The organism is Nocardia sp. NPDC004068, assembly GCF_042874315.1.
In the GTDB taxonomy this organism is placed as follows: domain Bacteria; phylum Actinomycetota; class Actinomycetes; order Mycobacteriales; family Mycobacteriaceae; genus Nocardia.
Window position 1 is genome coordinate 405,482 of sequence record NZ_JBIAMW010000002.1, and the last position, 23,225, is coordinate 428,706.

At 68.7% G+C, this 23,225-nt stretch carries 15 protein-coding genes; 13 read left to right on the plus strand and 2 right to left on the minus strand.

The window, feature by feature from the left end:
* Positions 1-2 precede the first annotated feature (2 nt).
* The 6 genes from ACFYTQ_RS06005 (at position 3) to ACFYTQ_RS06030 (ending at position 8,809) form a co-directional block, all read left to right on the plus strand.
* Complete coding sequence (locus ACFYTQ_RS06005; RefSeq protein WP_387357525.1) at positions 3-1,523, plus strand: MmgE/PrpD family protein; 1,521 nt, start codon at positions 3-5, stop codon at positions 1,521-1,523.
* Between the two features lie 45 nt (positions 1,524-1,568).
* The gene (locus ACFYTQ_RS06010) at positions 1,569-1,940 is read left to right on the plus strand and encodes a VOC family protein (protein WP_387357526.1); all 372 of its coding nucleotides are present in this window, start codon (positions 1,569-1,571) and stop codon (positions 1,938-1,940) included.
* 15 nt (positions 1,941-1,955) lie between these two features.
* Positions 1,956-2,636: an SGNH/GDSL hydrolase family protein gene (locus ACFYTQ_RS06015; RefSeq protein WP_387357527.1), complete on the plus strand. Its 681-nt coding sequence runs from the start codon at positions 1,956-1,958 to the stop codon at positions 2,634-2,636.
* A gap of 55 nt (positions 2,637-2,691) precedes the next feature.
* Positions 2,692-4,269, plus strand: coding sequence for a class I adenylate-forming enzyme family protein (locus tag ACFYTQ_RS06020; protein WP_387357528.1), 1,578 nt, complete (start codon positions 2,692-2,694; stop codon positions 4,267-4,269).
* 52 nt (positions 4,270-4,321) lie between these two features.
* Positions 4,322-7,492, plus strand: coding sequence for an amino acid adenylation domain-containing protein (locus ACFYTQ_RS06025; RefSeq protein WP_387357529.1), 3,171 nt, complete (start codon positions 4,322-4,324; stop codon positions 7,490-7,492).
* Between the two features lie 75 nt (positions 7,493-7,567).
* On the plus strand, positions 7,568-8,809 hold the full coding sequence (locus tag ACFYTQ_RS06030) for a cytochrome P450 (RefSeq protein WP_387357530.1): 1,242 nt from the start codon (positions 7,568-7,570) through the stop codon (positions 8,807-8,809).
* A 147-nt stretch (positions 8,810-8,956) separates the two neighbouring features.
* Here ACFYTQ_RS06030 and ACFYTQ_RS06035 read toward each other — a convergent pair whose 3' ends face one another.
* Positions 8,957-10,384 (minus strand): DHA2 family efflux MFS transporter permease subunit, encoded by a 1,428-nt coding sequence (locus ACFYTQ_RS06035; protein WP_387357531.1) that lies wholly within the window; start codon positions 10,382-10,384, stop codon positions 8,957-8,959.
* A 691-nt stretch (positions 10,385-11,075) separates the two neighbouring features.
* Here ACFYTQ_RS06035 and ACFYTQ_RS06040 point away from each other — a divergent pair.
* The 3 genes from ACFYTQ_RS06040 (at position 11,076) to ACFYTQ_RS06050 (ending at position 16,739) form a co-directional block, all read left to right on the plus strand.
* On the plus strand, positions 11,076-11,840 hold the full coding sequence (locus ACFYTQ_RS06040) for an amino acid hydroxylase (RefSeq protein WP_387357532.1): 765 nt from the start codon (positions 11,076-11,078) through the stop codon (positions 11,838-11,840).
* Between the two features lie 58 nt (positions 11,841-11,898).
* Positions 11,899-15,840 carry an amino acid adenylation domain-containing protein gene (locus tag ACFYTQ_RS06045; protein ID WP_387357533.1) on the plus strand — a complete coding sequence of 1,314 codons (3,942 nt, stop codon included), beginning with the start codon at positions 11,899-11,901 and terminating at the stop codon, positions 15,838-15,840.
* 164 nt (positions 15,841-16,004) lie between these two features.
* Positions 16,005-16,739, plus strand: coding sequence for an O-methyltransferase (locus ACFYTQ_RS06050; protein WP_387357958.1), 735 nt, complete (start codon positions 16,005-16,007; stop codon positions 16,737-16,739).
* Here ACFYTQ_RS06050 and ACFYTQ_RS06055 read toward each other — a convergent pair.
* Positions 16,727-17,719, minus strand: a complete 993-nt coding sequence (locus tag ACFYTQ_RS06055; protein WP_387357534.1) for an AraC family transcriptional regulator — start codon at positions 17,717-17,719, stop codon at positions 16,727-16,729. The two genes, ACFYTQ_RS06050 and ACFYTQ_RS06055, sit on opposite strands and share 13 nt — an antisense overlap.
* A gap of 215 nt (positions 17,720-17,934) precedes the next feature.
* On the opposite strand from ACFYTQ_RS06055, the gene ACFYTQ_RS06060 reads away from it, so the two are divergent.
* Genes ACFYTQ_RS06060 through ACFYTQ_RS06075 form a run of 4 tightly spaced genes read left to right on the plus strand, consistent with a single transcriptional unit; the run spans position 17,935 to position 23,204 of the window.
* Positions 17,935-18,144 carry a hypothetical protein gene (locus ACFYTQ_RS06060; protein ID WP_387357535.1) on the plus strand — a complete coding sequence of 70 codons (210 nt, stop codon included), beginning with the start codon at positions 17,935-17,937 and terminating at the stop codon, positions 18,142-18,144.
* Positions 18,145-18,168: 24 nt separating this feature from the next.
* Entirely contained in the window at positions 18,169-20,211 is a 2,043-nt protein-coding gene (locus ACFYTQ_RS06065; protein ID WP_387357536.1) for a hydantoinase/oxoprolinase family protein, read from the plus strand.
* A gap of 1 nt (position 20,212) precedes the next feature.
* Positions 20,213-22,162 carry a hydantoinase B/oxoprolinase family protein gene (locus ACFYTQ_RS06070; protein WP_387357537.1) on the plus strand — a complete coding sequence of 650 codons (1,950 nt, stop codon included), beginning with the start codon at positions 20,213-20,215 and terminating at the stop codon, positions 22,160-22,162.
* A 25-nt stretch (positions 22,163-22,187) separates the two neighbouring features.
* Positions 22,188-23,204 (plus strand): alcohol dehydrogenase catalytic domain-containing protein, encoded by a 1,017-nt coding sequence (locus ACFYTQ_RS06075; protein ID WP_387357538.1) that lies wholly within the window; start codon positions 22,188-22,190, stop codon positions 23,202-23,204.
* The last annotated feature ends 21 nt before the right edge of the window (positions 23,205-23,225 follow it).

The following is a 23,225-nucleotide window of genomic DNA, read 5'->3' on the forward strand; positions in this document are numbered from 1 at the left end:
TGATGAACGCTGTGGACACACCGGGCAGCAGTTCGACTGCCCGCCTGGCGAATTGGGCTCGATCGCTGACCTTCGACGACATTCCTCCGCACACCGTGGCGCTGGCCGGTAGCCAGATCATCTCCGACATCGCGGCCGTGCGCGCGTCGCTCGCGCATCCGCTCGGACGGTCCCTCGTCGACGCTTTCGGGTCGCCGCTGGAACTGCCGGGCAAGGAGTCGGCGTTCGTCCTGTCGGCGCTGTCGATGAGTTTCGAATACGACGAGGTCGCCTACTCGGGGCATCTGTCGGCATCGTGTGTCAACGTATCGCTCGCCTACGCGGGGGAACTCGGGCGCGACGGCAGGGACCTGCTCACGGCCGTCGTCGCGGCCAACGAGTGCGCCGCCAGATTCCAGGCGGCGGTCATCTTCGGGCCCATCTTCCGCGGACAGAGTTCGACCTGTCCGCACATCGTGGGGGCCGTCGTCGCGCGGTTCCACGGGCTCGGGCTGACCGAAGCGGACTGGACCAACGCCCTCGGACTGGGCTTCGGCATCCTGCCCGTTCCGCACGAGAGGTCCTTCCTCACCTCCGACGCCAAGGCGTTCGTGGCCGCGCTGCCGATCCGGGCCGCGCTCGACGCCTGCGACGCTGCCGTGCACGGATTGCGCGGCGCCCCAGACGTTCTCGAGGGCCGGGACGGGGTGCTGGCCGCGCTCGCCGAGAGCCCGCTGGAGGACGCCGTGATCAGCCGGTTGGGGGAGCGCTGGCACACCGACACCCTGTCGTTCAAGCCCTATCCCGGCAGCTTCTATCTCCAGGCCGCGTTCGAATGCGCGGAGCGGCTCCACGCGACGCTCGACGAGCAGGATCTGGACGACATCGCCGAGATCGTCGTGCACGCGTCGGTGCTCACCGTGCTGTTGGACGGCAAGGTGCGGCCGCATCTGCGCCGCGGGGAATCCGCGGTGTCCGCGCTGACCTTCTCCGTGGGCTACGGGATCGCCGCGATCCTGACGAGCGGCCGCCTCGAGACCACGAGTTTCGCGGCCGACCGGACCGGCGACGAGCGACTGTGGGCGCTCGCCGACAAGGTCCGGGTGGTCGAGGACAGAGCGCTCACCGAGGCCATGGTGACGGCGACCGTGCCGCTCGGGGAACTGCTGCGGCAGGCGGGCGACCGGATGGCGAGCTTGCCCATCATCCGGGACCTGCCCGCATCCGACCTCGAGCTGCTGCGCAGCAGATTGGGCCCGCCGGAGCCGACCTTCGACTCCGCCACCATGTCCATCGGGGCGCGGGTGGAGCTCGTCTTCGCGAACGGGCGCAGCGTCTCGCGAAGCTGTGAGCGCGGCATCGGCATGGCCGGTCCGGACACCAGGCGAAACCATCGAGCCATCGCCCGGCGGAAATATCTGCGCACGGGAGGCTCCGAAAGCGCGCTGGCTCGTCTGGAAAACCTGGCGGACCTGAGCGCCGGCGAAGTCGTCGAGGCGATCCGAGAGGCGCTCGCCCCGGTGGCCGCACCGGTGAATTCTTGATACATTGACGGTATTTCCGAATTCGCTGGACGAGAGGGGACGACAGTGGCGGTGGCTCGATTGGCGGCAATTTCACTCGACAGTGACGATACCGTGCGGCTCGGTCGTTTCTATCGGGATCTGCTCGACCTCGCGGTGGTTCACGAATCGGAAGAACTGGTAGTATTACGTGCCGACGGCGTGATGATCACGGTCGAACGCGTAGAGAATCATCAGCCGCCCGATTGGCCCGCCGATTCTATTCCCAAACAGCTGCATCTCGATTTGTTCGTCGACGATCTGGACGAGGCCGAGGCGGCCGCGCTGGATCTCGGGGCCCGGAAACCCGAAACCCAGCCGAGGCCGGATAAATGGCGCGTGCTGCTCGATCCCGCGGGCCATCCCTTTTGCGTCACCCTTCCCCCGACCGGACGCTGACAGGAGTTCGAGGACATGACGGTCACCGAAGACACCGACGAGTACGTGCTCTCCGCGGAGGCGGCGCGGGCGCTGCTCGCCGGAGCGCCGTGGAAACGCATGGTCACTCTCGGCGACAGTGTCGCCGAAGGCGTCCGAGAAGCGGTGGCGGGATACCAGGACCTGTCGTGGGCCGATCGCATCGAGCGGACGCTGCGCGAGATCCATCCCGATCTCGTCGCGCTGAACCTGGGCAAGCGGGATCTGCTCACCGGGGAGGTGCGCGAGAGGCAACTCGCCGACGCGCTCGCGTTCGAACCCGATCTGGCGTTCGTCATCTGCGGCGGCAACGACTTCCTGCGCCCGGGTTTCGATCCGGAGGCGGTGCGGCGTGACCTGACGGCGATCGTCGCCGCGCTGCGCGGCCAGGGGGCCGACGTCGTGACGTTCGGGATGTTCGATATCGCCGCGGCCGGGCTGGTCCCGGAGAAATATGCGAAATCGGTGAGCGCGGCCACGCGGGCGCTCTCGCGTCTCACCGAGGACGTCGCGCGAGAATACGACGCGATCTATGTGCACTTCACCGATCATCCGCTCGGCTCGGATCTCAGCATCTACAGCAGTGACCGGCTGCACCTGAATGCCAGAGGGCATGCCTTCGCCGCCAGCGAGAAAGTGAAGGCGCTGGCGCGTCATCTGGATGACAAACGGAACTGAATGTCGGGAAGCGTGTCGGCTCCGCATCACCGGAAAGGGAATGAGGGGGGATCTGATGAGCGCAGCAGAGCGCTGGTGGACGGCTGTCGGCGGTAGTGTCGCCGCGGTATTGGACACCCTGTGGAGAAATCCCGAAAGAATCATTACCCATTACCGCGGCGGGCGCATTTCCGGCCTCGAGCACATTCGCTCCGTCACCGGTCTGTACGACGCGCTGAAACGGGCCGGAGCAGGGCCCGGATCCGTCGTCGCGGTGCTCACCGCGCCGAACAGCCCGGACATGATCACGGTGCGGCATGCTGCCTTTCTGCTCGGCGCGGCCGTCTGCTATCTGCGCTCGACGAATCCGGGCTCGAACGTCGTCATGCAGTCGGTCGCCGACCAGACCGCGATCCTGCGCGAGACCGGCGCCGCCGTGCTGTACGCCGACGACGACAGTGCCACGCGCGCAACCGAACTCGCGCGGCACACCCGGGTCGCGGTCGTCGGCGCCCGGATCCCCGGCGCGATCGCGCCCGTCCCGGCCGCCCGTCCCGAATCCGGCGATCCGACACCGAGTGCGCCGGAGGCCCTCGCGATCATCTGGTTCACCAGCGGCAGCACCGGCCGGCCCAAGGGCATCAGGAAGTCGCGCTGGTCCTGGGACGGGTGGGTGGACAGCACCATCGCCCTCGGCCCCGAGGCCGAGAAGGTGGTGTCCCTGGTCAGCACCTCCCTGGAACAGACTGCCGGGCCGATGGCGGACGGGACGCTGATCGTCGGCGGTACCCTCGTGCTGATGGCGGACTTCGACGCCGCGCAATGGGCGCGGGCGGTCGTCGACCACGCGGTGACGCGCGGTTTCATCGCCACCACGCATCTGTATCGGCTGCTCGACCATCTGCGCGGCCTCGGCCACGCGGACGCCGCCGCGGCGGGCTGGACGAGCTTGCGCCGACTGGTCTACTCCGGAAGCGCCGCCGCCCCGGCGCGCGTCGCGGAGGCACTGCGCGTGATCGGCCCTGTCGTGTCCCAGGCCTACGGCACCTCCGAGGGCGGCCCGGCCACCCTGCTCACCCCCGACGAGCAACGCGATCCGCGGCTCGTGGTCACCGTCGGCCGCGCCCTGCCCGGCGTCGACCTCGACATCCGCGATACCGAGACCGGCGAAAGCGTTGCCGCCGAAGGCATCGGCGAGGTCTGGACCCGCTCCCGGCACACAATGGACGGCTACTTGGACGCCGCTCTCACGGCCACTGTGCTGCGCGACGGCTGGTGTCGGACCGGTGATATCGGTTCCCTCGACGCGCGGGGATACCTGCGCCTGCTGGACCGGGTGGCGGACGTCGTCAAGATCGACGGCGCGAAGATCTATCCGGCGGTCGTCGAACGGGAGATGCTCACCGTCCCCGGAATCGCGGAGGCGGTCGTCTACGGCGTCCGCGACGCGGAGGGGACCGACCATCTGCACGCGGCCGTCTCGCCGGTCGAGGGCGTCACCGTGGACATCGACGACATTCGGGCGCGCATCGGCGAGAAGTTCTCGCCCGCCCATGCCCCCGAGCGGGTGTTCGTCGTGGACCGAATTCCCTTGAACGCCGGCGGTAAGCCCGACAAGACACGATTGCGTGCGTCGAGCACGCACCCGGGCTGATCCCGGCCCGTCGTCCGCCTCGTCCGCGCCGTGCCCGACCAGAGGATCGACCATGACACTTTCGGCTCCGACGGTTTCTCCCGCGCAGCGGGGAATGCTGCGCCACCTTCTGAGCCGGGCATCCGAGCCGGGCCCGGACCCCTACCGCGTCACCTTCGTATTCGACCTCGCCGGACCACTCGATGCCGCCGCGATGCGGGCGGCGGTGTCCGCTCTGCTGCGGCGACGACCCGAATTGCTGTGCGGTTTCCGGTATTCCGACGCGGGAATCCCGGAACGTGTTGCCGGACACGATGTCTCATTGCCTTGGCGACACGTCGACCTACGCGAGCTGGCTCCCGAAGCACGAGCGGCGGCGTACGCCGACCTGATCGCCGAGACCGAGCGGACCGTATTCGACGTCGCCGTTCCGCCGTTGCTGCGGGTGCTGCTCATCCAATTGGCCGACGACGACAGCCGACTCGTCCTGACCCACCATCACATCCTCGTCGACGGCTGGTCCTACACCCCGCTGATCGACGAATTGTTCGCGCTGTACCGGGAATACGGCCCACCCCGCACCCCGGGCCGCCCGGACACGACCGCGTCCGAGGAAGCTCGGGCCACGGCCCTCGACGACCACGACTGCCCGTCCTCCCCTTCCGACAATGCGGACGGGTCGGATACCGCCGCGGCCGCGGCCGCCTGGGCACACGCGCTCGACGGGCTGGCCGGGCCCACGCTGCTCGCCGCTCGCGGGCCGGGAGTCGGCGAATGCGCACCGGAACGAGTCACGGCCACGTTGCCCGAGGCGGTGACGGTCCGGCTGCGTCGATACCTGGACGACCATGGGCTGACGCTCGACAGCGCCGTGCAGGTCGCGTGGGGGCTGGTGCTGGCGCACCGCACCGGCCGGCGGGAGGTCGTGTTCGGGTCGACCGTGGCGGCTGCCCCGTCGGACGCCGCGGCGGGCGGAAGGACGATCGGGGCCTTCCTCAATATCCTGCCGATCCGGATCGACCTGCGCTATCAGGAGTCGTTGGGTGGGCTGCTCGCGCGGGTGCGGGAGCACACCGAATCGTTGCGGCCGTATCAGAACCTGTGTCTCGCCGAGGTTTTCGAGGCGGCTGGTACCGGCGTGCTGTTCGACACCCTCGCGGTCGTGGAACGGTGGCCCGTGCGGCCCCACCCGGCGTGGCGGGCGCCGGACGGGGTCCGGGTGGTCGGCGTGAGCGGGCGCGACGCCAATCACTTTCCGGTGAGCTTCACCGCGATACCCGAACGGAGGCTGGAACTTCGGCTCGACCATCGGCCCGGCCTGTTCGATCGCGCTCGGGCTCGACGTGTCCTGCGGCAGGTGGCCGAGGTGCTCACCGCTGTAGCGGATCGACCCGATGTGCCGGTGGGCCGACTCGATCTGCTCGACCCCGGCGAGCGACGGCGCGCGCTGGTCGATCGCAACCCGAACCGAGCCGACACCGATCCGGCCTCGTTGTCCGCGTTGTTCGACCGGGCCGTCCGGGCTCATCCCGACGCGGTCGCCCTGGAGGACGACGAGCGGCGACTCACCTACGCCGAGCTCGACCGCGGTGCCAACCGGCTCGCGCGGCTGCTGATCGCGCGCGGCGCGGGGCCGGAAACCATTGTCGCCCTAATGTTGCCGCGCTCCCTGGACCTGGTGGTCGCGGAGATCGCCGTGGCCAAGGCCGGCGCCGCCTACCTGCCCGTCGATCCGGACTACCCGCGCGAGCGCATCCGGTTCATCCTCACCGATGCCCGGCCCGCACTCCTGGTCACGACCGGCGACCACGCCGATCATGCGGGCGGCGTGACTGTCGAGACGATTCGGCTGGACGACGGCGGGACGCGGCGCGAGCTGAACGCACTCCCGGGCACCGGCATCGGCGACGAGGAACTGACGGGTGTCCCCTCGGTCCACCACCCGGCCTACATCATCTACACCTCCGGTTCCACCGGGCGGCCGAAGGGTGTCGTGGTGTCGCACCGCGGACTGTCCGCGCTCGCGTCCGAGGAGTCCGAGCGTTTCGCGGTCGATCGGGACAGCAGGATCCTGCAATTCTCCTCGCCGAGTTTCGACGCGGCCGTGCTCGAACTGCTCATGGCGATCGGCGCCGGAGCCCGGCTGATTACGCCGCCGCCGCGGCCACTGGTCGGTGACGCTCTCGTGGATGTGATTCGGGCACACGGGATCACGCACGCGCTGATCCCTCCGGCCGCGCTGGCCACCGTTGCTGTCGAGGATCTGCGGAGTGTCCGGACACTGATCGTCGGCGGCGACCGGTGTCCCGCGGTACTGGCGGAGGTGTGGTCGCGAGGGCGTCGCATGATCAACGCCTACGGGCCGACCGAGGTGACCGTGGCGGCGACGATGAGCCGCCCGCTCTCGGGCGCGGCGACTCCGCCCATCGGGACGCCCGTGCGGGGCCGCGAGGTGTATGTCCTGGGGCCGGATCTGCGGCCGGTGCCCGACGGTGCGGCGGGCGAGTTGTACGTCGCGGGAGCGGGGCTGGCGCGCGGTTACCTGCACCGGCCCGCGCTGACCGCGAGCAGATTCGTCGCGAACCCCTGCACCGGATCGGGCGCGCGCCTGTACCGCACGGGTGATCTCGTGCGCTGGGGCACGGACGGGCAACTGCTGTTCCTCGGGCGGTCCGACGACCAGGTGAAGGTCCGCGGTCATCGCGTGGAGCTCGGGGAGATCGAGGCCGCACTCACCGCTCATCCCTCCGTCGAACAGGCCGCTGTGGTGATCGCCGCGGGTGGTCGCCCCAGCGAGACACGCCTCGTCGCCTATGCGGTGCTCGCGGCGGGTCGCGCCCGAGCCGACGCGGCCGAGTTGCGGGCGCATCTGCGAATGTCGTTGCCCGAGTTCATGATTCCGTCGGCCTGCGTCCTGGTCACCGAACTGCCCACGACCGTCCACGGCAAGCTCGATCGGCGCGCGCTCGCCGCCCGCGAGTTCATCCCGGACACCGGCGACGGCTTCGGCGACGAGGCGCGGACGGCGACGGAGACGCTGCTCAGCGAGCTGTTCGCCGACGTTCTCGGGTTGCCGAGCGTCCCGGTCGACGGCGATTTCTTTCAGCTGGGCGGCGACAGCATCCTGTCGACGAAGTTGATCGGCCGGGCCCGGCAGGCGGGTCTGCGCATCGCGCCCCGCGACCTGATCGACAAGCGGACGGTCGCCGCCCTCGCGGCGGGGGCTGATCCAGGGGACCACTGAAAGCGGCTGTGCCGGGGACGAATCCATCCGCCGCGCGGAGGACTTCCCGGCCTGGAGGAACGAGGGGTATCGGAAATGCATGTGCGCGAGATCGTCCCGGCCGACGCGGTGCCGGATCTGGATCTGACGGATCCCGCCCTGCACGCCGAGTGCGACCTGTCGGAGGTATGGGACCGGCTCCGCACCGATGAACCCGCGTACTGGCATCCGGGGCGTGGGGACCGGCCCGGCTTCTGGGTCCTCACCCGGTATCGCGATGTCCAGGAGGTCTTCCGGGACGCAAGGCGATTCAGTTCCGAGCGCGGGAACGTCCTGGACACCCTGCTCGACGGCGGGGACACGGCGGCCGGGCACATGCTCGCGGTGACCGACGGCCGTCCGCACGCCGAACTGCGGCGGGTGTTGATGAAGGCGTTCTCGCCGCGAGCGCTCGAGGCCGTGACGACCGGTGTGCGGCAGGGGTCCCGGCAGTTGCTCGAGAACGCCGTGCGGCGGGGGGACTGCGATTTCGCTCGCGACGTCGCCGCCGATATCCCGCTGACCGCGATCTGCGAACTGCTGGGCGTGCCCGAGCGAGACCGGCCGGACATCCTCGAGTGGACGTCGTCCGCGCTGAGCTCGGACCGGTCGACCGCCACCCCGGACGACGGCTGGGTGGCGAAGAACGAAATTCTGCTCTACTTCGCCGATCTGGCGCGCGAGCGCCGCGACACCCCGATGAACGACATCCTCAGCGTGCTCGCGTCCGCGACGGTGGAGGGCGAGCCGCTGAGTGACGAGGAGATCATCTTCAACTGCTACAGCCTGATCCTCGGTGGCGACGAGACCACCCGGTTGTCCATGATCGGCGGCGTGCAGGCGCTGGCCGAGCATCCCGCGCAGTGGCGGGCCCTCAAAGAGGGTGCGGTGTCGGTGGAGTCGGCGGTGGAGGAGGTCCTTCGCTGGACAACTCCCGCACTGCACGCCGGGCGCACCGCCACGGAGGACGTCGAACTGCACGGGCGGACGATCGAGGCCGGGCAACTGGTCACCCTCTGGATGGCGGCCGCGAACCGCGACGGCGAGGAGTTCGCCCGTCCCGCGGCCTTCGATCTGAACCGAAAGCCCAACCGGCACTTGACCTTCGCCTACGGGGGCCACTTCTGCCTGGGGGCCTATCTCGCCCGGGTCGAGATCGGCTCGGTCCTCGCGGGGCTGCGGGATATGGCGGAGAGCATCGAACTCACCGGTGCGCCCCGGCGCATCTACTCGAATTTTCTGAGCGGCATGAGCAGTCTGCCGGTCTCGCTGCGGCTGGCCGCCGACCGGACGGCCTGAGCGGGGCGCGCGAAATCTCCACCAGCGCACGGGCAGCGACTCCGGCCCGCGCGGGGGCCGAGCCGGCTTCCCTCGTTTCCCATCGGCCGGGCCCGCGAGCCGGTGCGAAAAGCGGTGCGGCAGTGCGCTTCTTGCGCCGCCACGTGCTCAGGTGCCGGTCTGGGCGGGCGTTTGTTCGGAAGGGTGGCGCTCGTTCGTGGTAGTCGTGGCGCGCGGTGCGAGCAGTAGGGCGGTGAACGCGGCGCTGACGATGGTTATCAGGCCGGCGGTGAGGAAGGCGGTTTGCAGGCCGACTTCGAGGGTTGCGCCGTGGTCTTGGCGGATGCGTACGGTGGTGCCGAGGATCGCTACGCCCAGGACGGCGCCGATCTGGCGGGTGGTGTTGCTGATGCCGGAGGCGAGGCCGCCCTCGTGGGGGGAGACCGAGGAGATCGCGGCGCCGGTGAGGGGGGACATGGTGAGACCGAAGCCGATTCCGATGATCAGCAGACGCCACCACATGTCGGTGTAGGGGGTGTCGTGACGCACCGCGCCCCAGGCGAGAAGTCCGGCGCCGGCGAGTGCCGAGCCCGCGGTGACCACGGTCCGGAAGCCGAAGCGGGCCGCGATCCGCGCGGCGAACGGGCTCACGACGACCATCGCGATCGTGCACGGCAGGTTCTCGACGCCGGCCCGCAGCACCGAGGTGCCCTGCACGAACACGAAGAACTGGGAGAAGAAGAAACCCGACCCCATCAGGCCGAAGCCGACGACCACCATCGCGGTGTTCGACACCGCGAACGGCCGGTTCCCGAACAGGCGCAGCGGGACCATCGGCGCCCGGGTGCGCGCTTCGACGGCGAGGAAGGCACCGAGCAGGACGACGGCGGCGGCGAAGCTGCCGAGAATGATCGGCGACGCCCAGCCGAGGTCGGCGCCCTCGATGAGCGCGAAGGTCAGCGCGCCGACGCCGAGGACCGACAGCACCTGTCCCGGAATGTCGAAGCGCGCCACCGATGGATTGCGCGATTCGGTGAGGATGCGCGCTCCCACCAACAGCAGCATCACGCCGATGGGTACGTTGACCAGGAAGATGGCCCGCCAGTCGGACAGATCGACGAGGACGCCGCCGACGACGGGACCGGCCGCGAGCCCGATCCCACTGAATCCGGCCCACAGGCCGATCGCCCGAATGCGTTCCTGCGCAACGGGATAGGCCGAGGCCAGCAGCGCCAGCGAGGCGGGGCTCAGGGTCGCCCCGCCGATGCCCTGCAACGCGCGGCCGACGATGAGCCATTCCAGCGACGGAGCGAGCGCGCAGAGCAGTGACGCCGCGGTGAAAACCCCGACGCCCAGCAGGAATACGCGTTTGCGCCCGAATCGGTCCGCGAGTACGCCACCGGTCAGCAGCAGCATCGCGGCGAGCATCACGTAGGCGTCCACGATCCACTGCAAACCGGTCAGAGTGATGTCCAGATTCTGCTGAATATTCGGTAGAGCCGCGCCCACGATGGTGCTGTCGAGCAGCGCCATGAACTGACCCAGGCAGGTCATCGTGAGCAAAGCGACCCGGCCCGACCGAACTGTGCCCGTCATAGCCGACCAACCCCCCCTCGGATTCGGCTTCCGACGATACCATCATGATCGGCGGACGCCATTCGATGGCCCGCCCGGCCCCTATCGAGAAGCCCTGTGGCGAACGAGGTTTCGCGGGAGGAGCTGCCCCGCCGCGCCGTTCGCGGGTGAATTCGGCGCGAGGCGTCCGACACTCGCTGCAATGCGATTCACCGTGCGAGAACCTATTGTCCCAAGGCTCGGCACCGACCAACGCCGCACTGTTCGAACGACGCCAAGCCGCGTTGGAGCGTTTGCGGACCGGACCGGAAGACGATCCGGGTCGCCACCGCTTCGACCGACGATCTGAACAATTGACCAATTTTTCGAGCCGGGCACGTCGTCTTTGTCGGCCGAATGGATGGGCGACGTTGTGGTCGCGAAGGCGTGAATCGCCGCCGTGACTGTAGTAGCCTCGCTGGCTACGGGTGGCTCTATCGTTGCTGATGAGAAGAGCGGAGGGTCGATGCGGGACCTGCGGGCGAGGACCGTGCCGAATAAATGGGCATTAACTTTCGTTCAGCATTATTCTCCTCGTTCTCTCGATTTGTTTGGCGAAAATCGGCGCGGGTACTCCCGGCATCGGAATGCCCCGTCTTGTCGGTGCCGCAGTATTTCGACTGTTCGGTGAACATGCGCAAGTCGGGGCGACTCGAGGAGAGGGTTGGTTGCGATGACGGTTGGTGTCGACGTTCGATCCGAGCGTGAGCGCGTCGCCCGCGCGTGTCGTCCGGGGCAGCCGGTGCCCGACTTCGTCTACAGCGGTGACGAGGACGTGCTGTGGTCGCGGATTTTCGCGACGCTTCGCGGCCTGCACGAGCAACTCGGTTGCGCGGAATATCGTCGTGCCGCTCGCGTCGTCCCGTTGCCCGCCGATCACGTCCCGCAAATGAGCGAGGTCTCCCGTACCCTCCGTTCGCTGACCGGTTTCCAGCTGGTGCCTGCCATCGGAAGCCAGCCCGGCCGGCTGTTCTACGGCCCGATGGCCGACGGCATCCTGCACGCCACACCGGACGTGCGGCCGGTGGCGGAGCAAGCGTTCTCGCCTGATCCCGACATCATCCACGAACTGGTCGGACACGCTGTGATACTGGGTGATCCGGAATTCGCGGAGCTGTACCGCTGCTTCGGCCGGGCCGCCAACCAGGCCACCTCGGACGAGGAGCGGACCGCGATCGCGCGGTTGTTCTGGTTCACCCTGGAGGTCGGCTTGGTCGCCGAAGGGGGTCGCCCGAGAGCGTACGGAGCGGCGATCCTGTCCTCGGTCACCGAGATGGAGTCGTTCCCGCACGCGGATCTGCGCGAATTCAGGGTCGAGGACATCCTCGTCAGCCACATCGACGACAGCGTCTGTCAGCCTGTTCTTTTCGTCGCCGATTCGGTCGATCGGATGATGGCGGAAGTGACGGGTTTCCTCCGGACGAGCGTGGGTTCGTGACGGCGCGCGGTGCGATCGCCCTGCCGACCTGCTCGCCGTCGAGAGTCGAGGAATCGCGGTGGTAGACCTGTCGAGTACCGGACTGCGCGGTGACGACGCGAGCCGGGACCTGGACCCGTTCGAATTATCGGTCGCGCAGTCCGAGCTGTGGCTGGCTCAGCAACTGCACCCGAGCGTTCCGTTCTCCATCTCCCAATACACCGACGTGCGGGGCGGTCTCGATGTCGGGCTTCTCCAGCACTGTGCGCGCCGCGCCGCCCGCGAACTACAGTCCCCGCATGTCCGGTTCACGATCGTCGACGGCCGACCGCACCAGTACCTCGACCATGGCGTGGACACCGGATTCGAGTGCATCGATCTGAGCGATCACCCCGACCCGGACCGCGCCTCGCGGGAGTGGATGAGCGAGGACACTCTCGCTGGCATCGATCTGACGGGCCCCGACGTCTCGAAGGCGGTGCTGTTCACCCTCGGCCCCGACCGATACCGCTGCTACGCACGCAGCCATCACATCGCGGTCGACGGCTTCGGCGCCGCTCGGCTCCTTCAGCGAACCGCCGAATTGCATTCCGCCGCAACGCGGCATCGCCCCGCGCCGCCGTGCCGGGCGGTACATCTGGCCGAGATCGTGGCAGCCGAGCAGCGGTACCGGTGTTCGTCACGGTTCGCCGCCGACCGCGAGTACTGGGGAACCCAACTCGCCGGACTCGACCACGTCACACGCCTCAGCGATCGGTACGCGGCCCCGTCCGCGCGGCCGCATATCGCGCACGCCCCCCTCGAGGCGGCGACCATGGCCCGGCTGCGAGCCGTGGCCGACCGCTACGACGCGGGCATCGCCGAGGTGCTGGTCGCGGCGGTCACCGCGTTTCTTGCACAGATGACCGGTGATACCGATGTGACGGTGTCGCTGCCGGTCGCCGCGCGCACCAGCGGCGCGCTGCGGCAATCGGCGGGGATGGTGTCGAACGTGGTGCCCTTGTGCGTGCGAGGCGTGCCCGACCGCACGGTCGGTGACTTGATCGGGCAGGTGCGCTTACGGATGATCGGAGCGTTGCGCCACCAGCTGTATCGGCACGAGGACCTGCTCCGTGACCAGGGCATGGGCCGGGTCGGCCGGCACGGCTACGGTCCGCTGGTCAACGTCCTCAGCCTGCCCGACAGCATCGGCTTCGGCGACGTTCGCGGGCGCACGCATCTGCTGTCGGCGGGTCCGGTGGACGACCTGGCGATCAGCTGCTACCGATTCGGCGCCGAACCCTTCACCATCGATTTCCACGCCAACCCGGAGCTGTACCGAGCGGACGAGGTGGAGTGGTATCGACAGCAATTCGTGGACTGCCTGTCCCGATTCCTGGAAGCCGACGGCGAGGACAGGGTGTTCGCGGCGGTCGCCGGGAACCGCACGATCGCCGCGCCGCGGCGGCATCACCAGCGCCTGCTCCCGGAGTTGCTCGCGCACGGAATCGGTACCGGTGAACGGATCGCCCTGAGCGGGCCGGACCGCTCGATGACCTATCGCGCCCTCGACGAGACGAGCGCCCAGTGGGCGCGCGAGCTGATCGCGCACGGCGCCGGACCGGAAGTCGTTGTGGCTGTGGCATTGCCGCGGTCGGTGGAATCGGTGACAGCATTGTGGGCGGTGGCCCGTACCGGCGCGGTCTTCTTCCCGGTGAATCCGGCCGATCCTCCTGCGCGCGTGGCGAAGCTTCTCGCCGATTCCGGTGCGACACTGGGCATCACCCGCACCGAATGGCATGCGGCGCTGACGGGCACGGCGGCCGAGTGGTTGCTGCTCGACAGCGAGGAGTTCACCCGCGCCGCCGCGTCGCGCTCGACCGCCGCGGTGACCGACGCGGACCGGACCAGACCGCTGCGTGCCGCTCACCCGGCCTATCTGATCTACACCTCCGGATCCACCGGCGAACCCAAGGGGGTACTGAGTACCCACGAGGGCCTGGCCGCGTTGGCCGACGACCTGCGCACCCGCAACCGCCTCGATCCCGAATCCGTGGTGCTGCAAGCACATTCGCCCTTCTGCGACGCCTCGTTCCTCGAATACCTCTCCGCCTTCGTCCCCGGCGGAACGCTCGTCGCCATGGCGCCGGACATTGTTGCGGGACAACGGCTTTCGCAGGTGATCCAGGACGAGGCCGTCACCAACCTGGTGGTCACACCCACCATTCTGGCAACCCTCGACCCGGACCGACTGCCGTCGCTGCGCACGGTGACCGTCGGTGGCGACAAGTGCCCGCCCGCACTCGCCGACCGCTGGGCAGGCAGACTGCCCATGTTCAATTCCTACGGCCCCACCGAGGCCACCGTCGTGGTGACCCAGACCGAACCGCTCGAGCCGGGCACGACGATCACGATCGGCCGCGCACTACCCGGCGTGCAGACGCTCGTCCTGGACACCCGGCTGCGGCCCGCCCCGCGCGGCGCGCGCGGCGAACTGTATCTCGCGGGTGAGGCGTTGGCACGCGGATATCTGGGGCGGCCCGGGATCACCGCGAGTTGTTTCGTGGCAAATCCCTACGGGCCCAAGGGAACTCGAATGTATCGCACCGGCGACGTCGTGCGCGAGCAACCCGATGGAACGCTCGAGTACCTCGGCCGCAGCGATGTGCAGATCTCGCTCCGCGGCCAGCGCATCGAGCCGTCGGAGGTCGAGCGCGCACTGGCCGCCGACGAGACGGTCGAGCAGGCCGTGGTGCGGGTGTGGACATCGCAGACGCTCGGCGACCGATTGATCGGCTATGTCGTCCCGGCGGCGGAGGACTTCGACCGTACCGCCGTGCTGGCGCGGGTACGGACGATCCTGCCGCCCGGCATGGTTCCCGCGGTCCTGGTACCGCTGTCCGAGATCCCGATCAATCCGAGCAGCGGCAAGACCGATCGCTCCGCCCTGCCCGACCCACAGTCGCTGCCGCGCCCGGCGTTTCGCGCACCGACCTCGCCGACCGAGCGGGTGGTGGCGGAAACGATCGCCGAGGTGACCGGACAGACGCGGGTCGGTTTGGACGACAATTTCTTCGAGCTCGGCGGCAATTCCTTGCTGGGCGTCGAACTGTGCAGGCAACTGTCGGAGCGGTGCGGCACCACCGTGACGGTGTCCTCGCTGTTCACCCCGACGGTGCAAACCCTCGCCGCCGCAATCGATTCGGCGGCCGCCGACGCGAACAGCGGTGTGGCGGTGAGCGGTTCGGCCCTGGAGACGGTGCTGCCGTTGCGCGGCAACGGTTCCGGCACACCGTTGATCTGCCTGCATTCCGCGGTACCGCTGTCGTGGTGCTACTCCGGCTTGCTGCAATATGTCACCGACCGGCCGGTCTACGGGCTGCAATCCCCAGCCGTATCCGGGCGATCGGGCGACTTCCACACCGTCGACGAACTCGTCGAGGTGTACCTGCACGAACTCCTTCGCGTGCGCCCCGAGGGCCCCTACCACCTGCTCGGCTGGTCCCTCGGCGGGCAACTCGCCCACGCGCTCGCCATCCGGTTGCGCGCACACGGCCACGCCGTCGATTCGGTCACCATGTTCGACAGCGTGGTGTTCGGCGACGACGCGCCCCCGCCGCAGCCGCCGACCGTACGGGACCTGGTGACCCATCTCCAGGGCAACGAGTCGGCCACTCCCGACAGCCGTCCGCTGACCCTCGACGAAGCCGTCGACCTGCTCGCCGACAGCCCGGGACCGGGCCGGGGATTGACCCGCGAACAACTCGAACGCCTGCACCGGGGATACGTCGACAGCGTCGCCATGTCGACGAGCTACCGCCCCGCGTGCTACGACGGCGATCTGCTGTATTTCTCCGCGCGCCAAGGCATTACCGGCGACCTGACCGCCGAGATGTGGCGACCGCACTGCTCCGGCCGGATCACCCAGCACTGGGTCGACGTCACTCATGCCCAGATGACCAACCCCGAGGCGCTCGCGGTGATCGGGCCGATCCTGGACGACGAACTGAAACGCCGACAAGGCGGAAGCGAGGGTCTGTGAGCAGGTATGTCGCCGCCGCCGTGGCAACCGCGGTCTCGCTCACGTCGTCGATCCTGCTGACCGCACCGAGGGCGTTCGGTCGGCGGCTGCCCCGGTCGGTGCTGGCTGTCGTCGCCGCCGTGGCCTTCGCCGTCGCCGCCAACGAATACGCCGGTAAACCGGTGATGTTCCTGCGCTGGTCGTATGTGCGGTTCCTGTTCGGCCTCCGGCACATGGGCGCGAACTGGCAGGTCGGTGACGGCCGCGAACAAGCCCTGGCCGACTATGTGTGCGCGCACGCGCGCCGACACGACATCGACGACGTCATCAGGACGATCGACGAGTTCTGCTACACCAAGAGTTACCTGATCAACGTCGGTGACGAGAAGGGCCGGATCCTCGACCGCGCCGTCGCCGCCGCGCGCCCGCGCCGCCTGCTGGAACTCGGAACCTATTGCGGCTACAGCGCTCTGCGCATCGCACGGGCCATGCCCGCCGACGCCGTCCTGTACTCCATCGAATTCAATCCCGCCAATGCTGCCGTGGCGCAACGGATCTGGGATCACGCGGGCATCGGCGACCGCGTCGTCGTGATCGTCGGCACCCTGGGCGACGGCGGAAGGACCCTGTCCGCCCTGCGTGAAGAACACGAATTCATCTCGGGCTCACTGGATTTCGTCTTCCTCGATCACGTCAAGGAGGAGTACCTGCCCGATCTCCACCGGATCCTGGAGCAGGACTGGCTGCGCCCGGGGTCGGTCGTCGTGGCGGACAACGTCAAATACCCGGGCGCCCCGGAGTACCGAGCCTTCATGCGCCAACACGAGCGCGTGCGATGGCGCACCCGAGAACACCGCACACACGCGGAATACCAGAAGGTCCTCAAAGACCTGGTGCTCGAATCGACCTACCTCGGCTGATCGATCGACGCTGTCACGGGTCCCGCCGCGGACGCACACCCCGTGACCGTCTCGGACGGCAATTCGCCGAACCGCTCGCGGTACTGCTGGGCGAAGCGGCCGAGATGGAAGAATCCCCACCGCATGGCGGCGTCGCTGACCGAAGTCGCTCGGCCCGAACACAATTCGTCACGTACCCGGTCCAGCCGCACCGCGCGGACGTACGCGCTGGGTGACATGCCGAGCGCGTCGCGGAATCCCAGTTGCAGCGCCCGGGCCGTGACGCCCGCGCGGGCGGCGAGTTCGGCGGTGGAGATATCGGCGTCGGGGTGGGCGTGGATGTAGGCGACGACCTCGCGGACCCGGCTGTGGCCGATGTTCGGCGCGGCGCCGGTCAGCGCCGGGGTGAGCTGGCTCGGCGCGGTGAGCAGAATCTGGGTCATCAGTGTCGACTCGAGTTCCCGGCGCGCCAGGGGCATCGTCGACACCCCGCCCTCGCGGGCCAGTTCGTCGTAGACGAACCGGGTGGTGGCCAGCAGGGCGCGACCGGCGGGGGCCGCCATGGGGAAGGTGAGATCGAACCGGACGGGCTGGCTCTCCCGGCGGCCGAGCAACCGGGCCGCATGGCGCTCGAAGGGTTCGCGGCGCAGATTGATGTGGTAGTGCTCGGCGTCGGCGCTCCAGCGGATCGACACCGGCGCGTCGTGCACGAAGGCCACACCGGCCTCGCCCGCGCCGAAGGAGCGTCGCGTCCCGTGCTGGGCCACCGTGCTCTGTCCCGCGACGGACAGATTCACGTGATAGCAGGTCTGCATCGGCGGGCCGTCGATGCGCGCGGCGGTGCCGTAGGCCATCCGCCCGACGGTCAGGCTCTCCGAACGCACCGTGTCCAGGGCGAAGTCGATCCCGCGACGCTCGTCGAGGACGAGCTCGTGGTGGGCGAAGGCGGCGCTCACATGATCATGTGCGGCGGCCGGATCCTCCGAGCGAAAGCTGCTCACGACCGCTGCGGGTGCTGACGACAACGGCAGACCCTCCTCTCAGGCGTGATGAGTATCACATCGTAAATATAATATACTTTGTTTGATTCATACAACCCGCTTCGCTCGACGGACAGTGTGCCTTCGCCCGGCGGATTGTGACCCAGGTCTCGCGAACTTAGCGTCGTCCTCACGGCACTCGGCCGCACACTTCATCGCCGTAGGAGGACCCAGCCATGGCTGACGCACCGACACCACCCCAGGTGCACCGCGAACCGCGCGAGGGCGCCTGCCCGCGCTGTGGCGCGGCCGAACTGCGCGCGTATCCCGTTGTCGCCGAACAGGGTTGGGTACGGGTGGTCAAGTGTCAGCAGTGCCTGTATTCCGTGACGAGGGAACCGTGGCACCGGCTCGGCCCCATCCAGCTGCTCGCCGATCTCGTCTGAGACCGAATCATTTCAGGAGTCACCATGATCGCAGTCGATGTGGGCGGCACGTTCACCGATGTCGTCGCCTGGCGCGACGGGCGGATCCACACCGCCAAGATTTCCACCGACTACGCCGATGTGACGGGTCCGGTGCTGCGCGGCGCCGAGGTCCTCGGTGTCACCGACGCGGCGGTGTTCAACCACGCCAGCACCCACGGCCTCAACGCCGTCATCACCCGGCAACTGCCCAAGATCGGCTTCCTGACCACCGAGGGGCACCGCGACATCCTCGACATGGGCCGCGTCTGGCGTCCGGCCGAGGCCATCCTCGACCCGCACTGGCGGCGCAGCTTCGGTGACGCCTCGCGGCCGCTGGTCCAGCGCTACCTGCGGCGCGGCATCCACGAGCGGATCACCGCCGACGGCGGCGTGCTGTTCGCCCTCGACGAGGACCAGGCCAGGACCGAACTCGAGGTACTGCGCCGCTGCGAGGTCGCGGGTGTGGCGATCTGCCTGATCAACGCCTACGTCGACCCCCGCCACGAACTGCGGCTGCGCGAGCTGGTGCGCGAGGTGCTCGGTGATGTGCCGTGCTCGATCTCGAGCGAGGTATCGCCGCTGGCGAAGGAATACGCCCGCGCCTCGACCACCGTGATCGACACGCTGATGAAGATCATCTACTCCGATTACACCGCCGGTCTCGAAAAGGGTTTGGCCCGACTGGGTTTCGCCGGTCAGCTCAACTTCGCCGACTGCGCGGCGACCCTGGTGCCCTCGGCGCAGGCGATGGAGCAGCCCTTCCGGATCGTGTTCTCCGGCCCGGCCGCCGGCACGGTCGCCTGCGCCCACTTCGGCGCGCTGATCGGGGAGAACGACCTGCTGTGCGCCGACGTGGGCGGCACCTCGTGTGACATCAGCGTGGTCAGCGGCGGCGAGCCGTTCGTGGAGTCCACCTTCGAACTCGAACACGATCTCGTGGTCAACGCGCTGGCCAACGCCATCTCCAGCATCGGCGCGGGCGGCGGCAGCATCGTGTCGATCGGTTCCGCGGGCGAGATCCAGGTCGGTCCCGACAGCGCGCGGGCACAGCCCGGCCCGGCCTGCTACGGGCGCGGCGGCACCCAGCCGACGACGACCGACACCTGCCTGCTCATCGGCATCCTCGCCGCCGACGACTTCGCCGGTGGCGAACTGCGACTCGACGCCGACGCCGCCCGGCGGGCCTTCGAATCCCTCGACACCGAGCTGGATCTGGCGCATCGGGTCCGCTACGCCTACGAGATGGCGGTGAACAACATGGCCGAGGGCGTGTTCAACGTCGCCATCAAGAACGGTGTCGACCCCCGCGACTACAGCCTGGTCGCCTTCGGCGCCGCGGGCCCGATGCTGCTGCCCGCGGTGCTCGACACCGTGCGGTGCAAGCAGGTGATCGTGCCACCGAATCCGGGCCTGTTCTCCGCGGTCGGATTGCTTTCCACCGACCAGGTTTTCACGGTCGACCGCAGCGCTTACCTCATGCTCACCGACGCGGCCGCGCCCGCGATCGACGCGTTGTTCGCCGACATGGAGAAACAACTGCGGGCCCGCGTCGGCGGCGAGCCGGCGACGATCTCGCGCAGCATGGACGCCCACCTGGCCGGGCAGAGCTGGGAGACCCCGTTCGTGCCCGTGCCGGGCGGCACGATCGACGAGGCCGCCGTGGCCGCCATGGTGTCGGCCTTCCACGACACCTACGAGGCCCGGTCGGGCAACCGCTTCGAGATGATGCCCGTCGAGGGCGTCACCTTCCGGGTACGTGCGGTCCTCGACACCCCCAAGGTCGAATACCCCGCGCTCCCGGCCCGGACCGCGGCCGACGGTCCGCTCACCCCGATCCGCACCGTGACCCTGCGGTACCTGGGTGACCTCGACGCGGACGGTGTCGGCGCCCAGCAGGCCCACGTCTACGACCGCACGAGCCTGCGCGCGGGCGATCTGCTCGACGGCCCCGCCGTGGTCGAGGAAGAACTGTCCACCACGCATATCGGCGCCGGCCAGCAGGCCACCGTCGGCGCGTACGGCGAAATCGTGATCCGGAGAAAGTGACATGTCCAGTCCGACCATCCCCACCGCGCCCCGGCTGCGGGACCTCACCGACGCCCGGTTCCAAGAGCGTTACGGCACAGACCGTTTCAGCGCCACCGTGATCACCAACCGGCTGCGCTACGCCGTCGAGCACATGTCCACCGGTTTCATGCGCGAGGCGTTCTCGCCGATCATCCGCGACTGGTACGACTTCGCCTGCACCATCAGCGGTCCCGCGCACAAGGGCTATCCGATGGCCGTGGTCAGCAACAGCCTGGTCGTGTTCCTCGGCACCATGGGCGACGCGGTCCGCAACGCCGTGGAGGAGTACGGGCCCGAGAACCTGCGTCCCGGGGACGTGTTGATCTGCAACGACCCGTATCGCGGTGGCAGGCACGTGAACGACGTGGCGTTCACCCGGCCGGTGTTCGCCGACGGGGAGATCGTCTCCTTCGTCACCATCTGCGCGCATCAGCTCGACATGGGCGGCACGGTGCCCGGCGGTTTCTCGGCGACCAAGAGCAATGTCTACGAGAACGGCCTGGTGATCCCGCCCATGCTGCTGTGGTCGCAGGATCGGCCGGTGCGCTCCACCTTCAGCCTGATCTTCGACAACACCCGCTGGGGCGGCATGCTGCTGCCCGACTTCAAGAGCATCTTCCAGCAGCTGAAGCTGGGGGAGCGGCTGATTCTGGAGAACATCGAAAGGTACGGTCTCGGCGCCTATCTCGGCACCCTGGACTACGCCTGCGACACCTCCGCCGAGCGGATGCGCGACGCCATCGCGCTGGTCCCCGACGGCGACTACGCGGGCTCGGCGTTGATCGACGCGGACGGTCTCGACGACACCGTCGACTACACCGTGCGGGTGCTCGTGCGCAAGCGCGGCGAGGACATGGAGATCGACCTGTCCGGTACCTCGCCCCAGGCCAGGACCTGCATCAATTGCGGCGTTCTCGACGCCAAAACCGCTGTGGGCGTTGCCCTTACGATGCTGCTCGACCCGAAGGTGCCGTTCACCTCGGGCACCTGGCGCAATGTCGACCTCGTCGTGCCGCCGGGCACCATCGTCTCCTCGCTGCCCCCCGACGGCGGCATCATGATGTTCTGGGAGGCCTCCGGCGCGGTGTCGTCGGCGATCTTCGACGCCCTCAATCCGGTCCTCGGCGAGCACGGCGTCGGTGGTGACTACGGCTCGACCAATACCCACAACGCCTCCGGGCTGCGGGTCGACGGCACGCCGTGGACCTCGGCCACCCAGTGCGGTGGCGAGCACGGACCGTGGGGCGCCAGCCACGTCGGCGACGGGGACAGCTACACCGTCCTGTTCACGCTCAACAACCTCGACCCCGCGACGGAGACGATCGAACGCGAGTCGCCGGTGGTGCTGTTGCGCAAGGAACACGCCATCGACACCGGCGGCGCGGGCACCTTCCGCGGCGGCGCGGCCAATCTCAAGGACGCGCTGTGGCTCACCGCGGGCGCGCACTACCTCTCACCGTTCCGCACCAAACAGCCCTCGGGCGTGGGAGCCCATGGCGGACAGGCCGGGCCGACCGGTGCGATGTGGCTGTTCCCGCCGGGGGAGAACGGCGACGCGACCCCCGGCCTGCTCGGTACCGACGCGGGGGTCTACGCCGACAGCGTGCCCGTCGCCGGGGTGCTCGACCCCGATACCAAGGCGCTGGACCCGGTCGACGGCCGCTACCACTACTTCGCCGCCGAACAGGTGTGGGCGACCGAACCGAACACGATCCTGCGATGCCTCACCAATGGTGGTGGCGGATGGGGCGATCCGATGCGGCGGGATCCCGAACGGGTGCTCGCCGACGTCCGCAACGAGTACGTCAGCATCGCGGGCGCCGCGCGCGACTACGGGGTCGTCGTCGAGGGCGATCCGCGCCTGGACCCCGAGGGCCTGCGCATCGATCACGAGGCCACCGCGCGGCTGCGCGCCCGACCCTCGGCCTGAATTGTCATAGGAGACAGGAAAACTGATGAAGGGAATCTTGTTCCCGGGAGACGGGACCGCGGTGCTCGAGGACTTCCCCGAACCCGAACCGGGCTACGGCGAGGTCGTGGTGAAGATCCGCGCCTCCGGTATGTGTGGGTCGGATCTGCACTTCTACCACGGCGCTTTCGATTTCGACCACGCCGTGATCCAGGGTCACGAACCGTGCGGTGAGGTGTACGCGGTCGGCGAGGGCGTCGACCCGGCCCGCTTCGCCGTCGGCGACCGGGTGATGATCCACCACTACTTCGGCTGCAACACCTGCCGCCGGTGCCGGGCGGGCTGGCCGCAGATGTGTGAGACCGCGCCCGGCAAGACCATGGCCGTGCACGTCAACGGCGGCCACACGTCCTTCGCCCTGGTGCCGGTGGCGGCGCTGCTGCCGCTGCCGGACGGACTGTCGTTCAAGGCGGGCGCGGCCATCGGGTGCGGCACCGGCACAGCGTGGGGCGCGATCAAACGGGTCGGTGGCGTGGCGGACACGACCACGGTGGTGTTCGGGCAAGGGCCGGTGGGCCTTTCGGCGACGATGTTCGCCGCCTCGATGGGCGCCCGGGTGATCGCCGTCGACGTCGACGACCGCAGGCTCGCCGAGAGCGAGCGGTTCGGCGCCGACATCGTCGTCAACTCCCGCGAGCGGTCCGTGGCCGAGGTCGTCGCCGAACACACCGGCGGACGCAAGGCCGAGGTCGTGCTGGAGACCTCGGGCCGGGCCGGTGCGGACGCCCTCGCCGCGCTCGGCACCTTCGGCCGGGCCGTGTTCATCGGCCTGCCCGGTCACGTCGAGTTCACGACCCAGGCCGTCTACAAGAACCAGTGGACGCTGATGACGTCCTGGACCATGTCGACGATCGAACAGGCGCGCTGCGCGGATTACGTTGTGGCACACAATCTTCCGGTCGACGAGTTGTACTCGCACACCTGGACCATCGAGCAGGCCGAGGAGGCCTACCGGTGGTTCGACAAGCAGGACGCGGGCAAGGGCGTCTTCCTGTTCGACTGACAGACCGCCTTTCGCTTATCT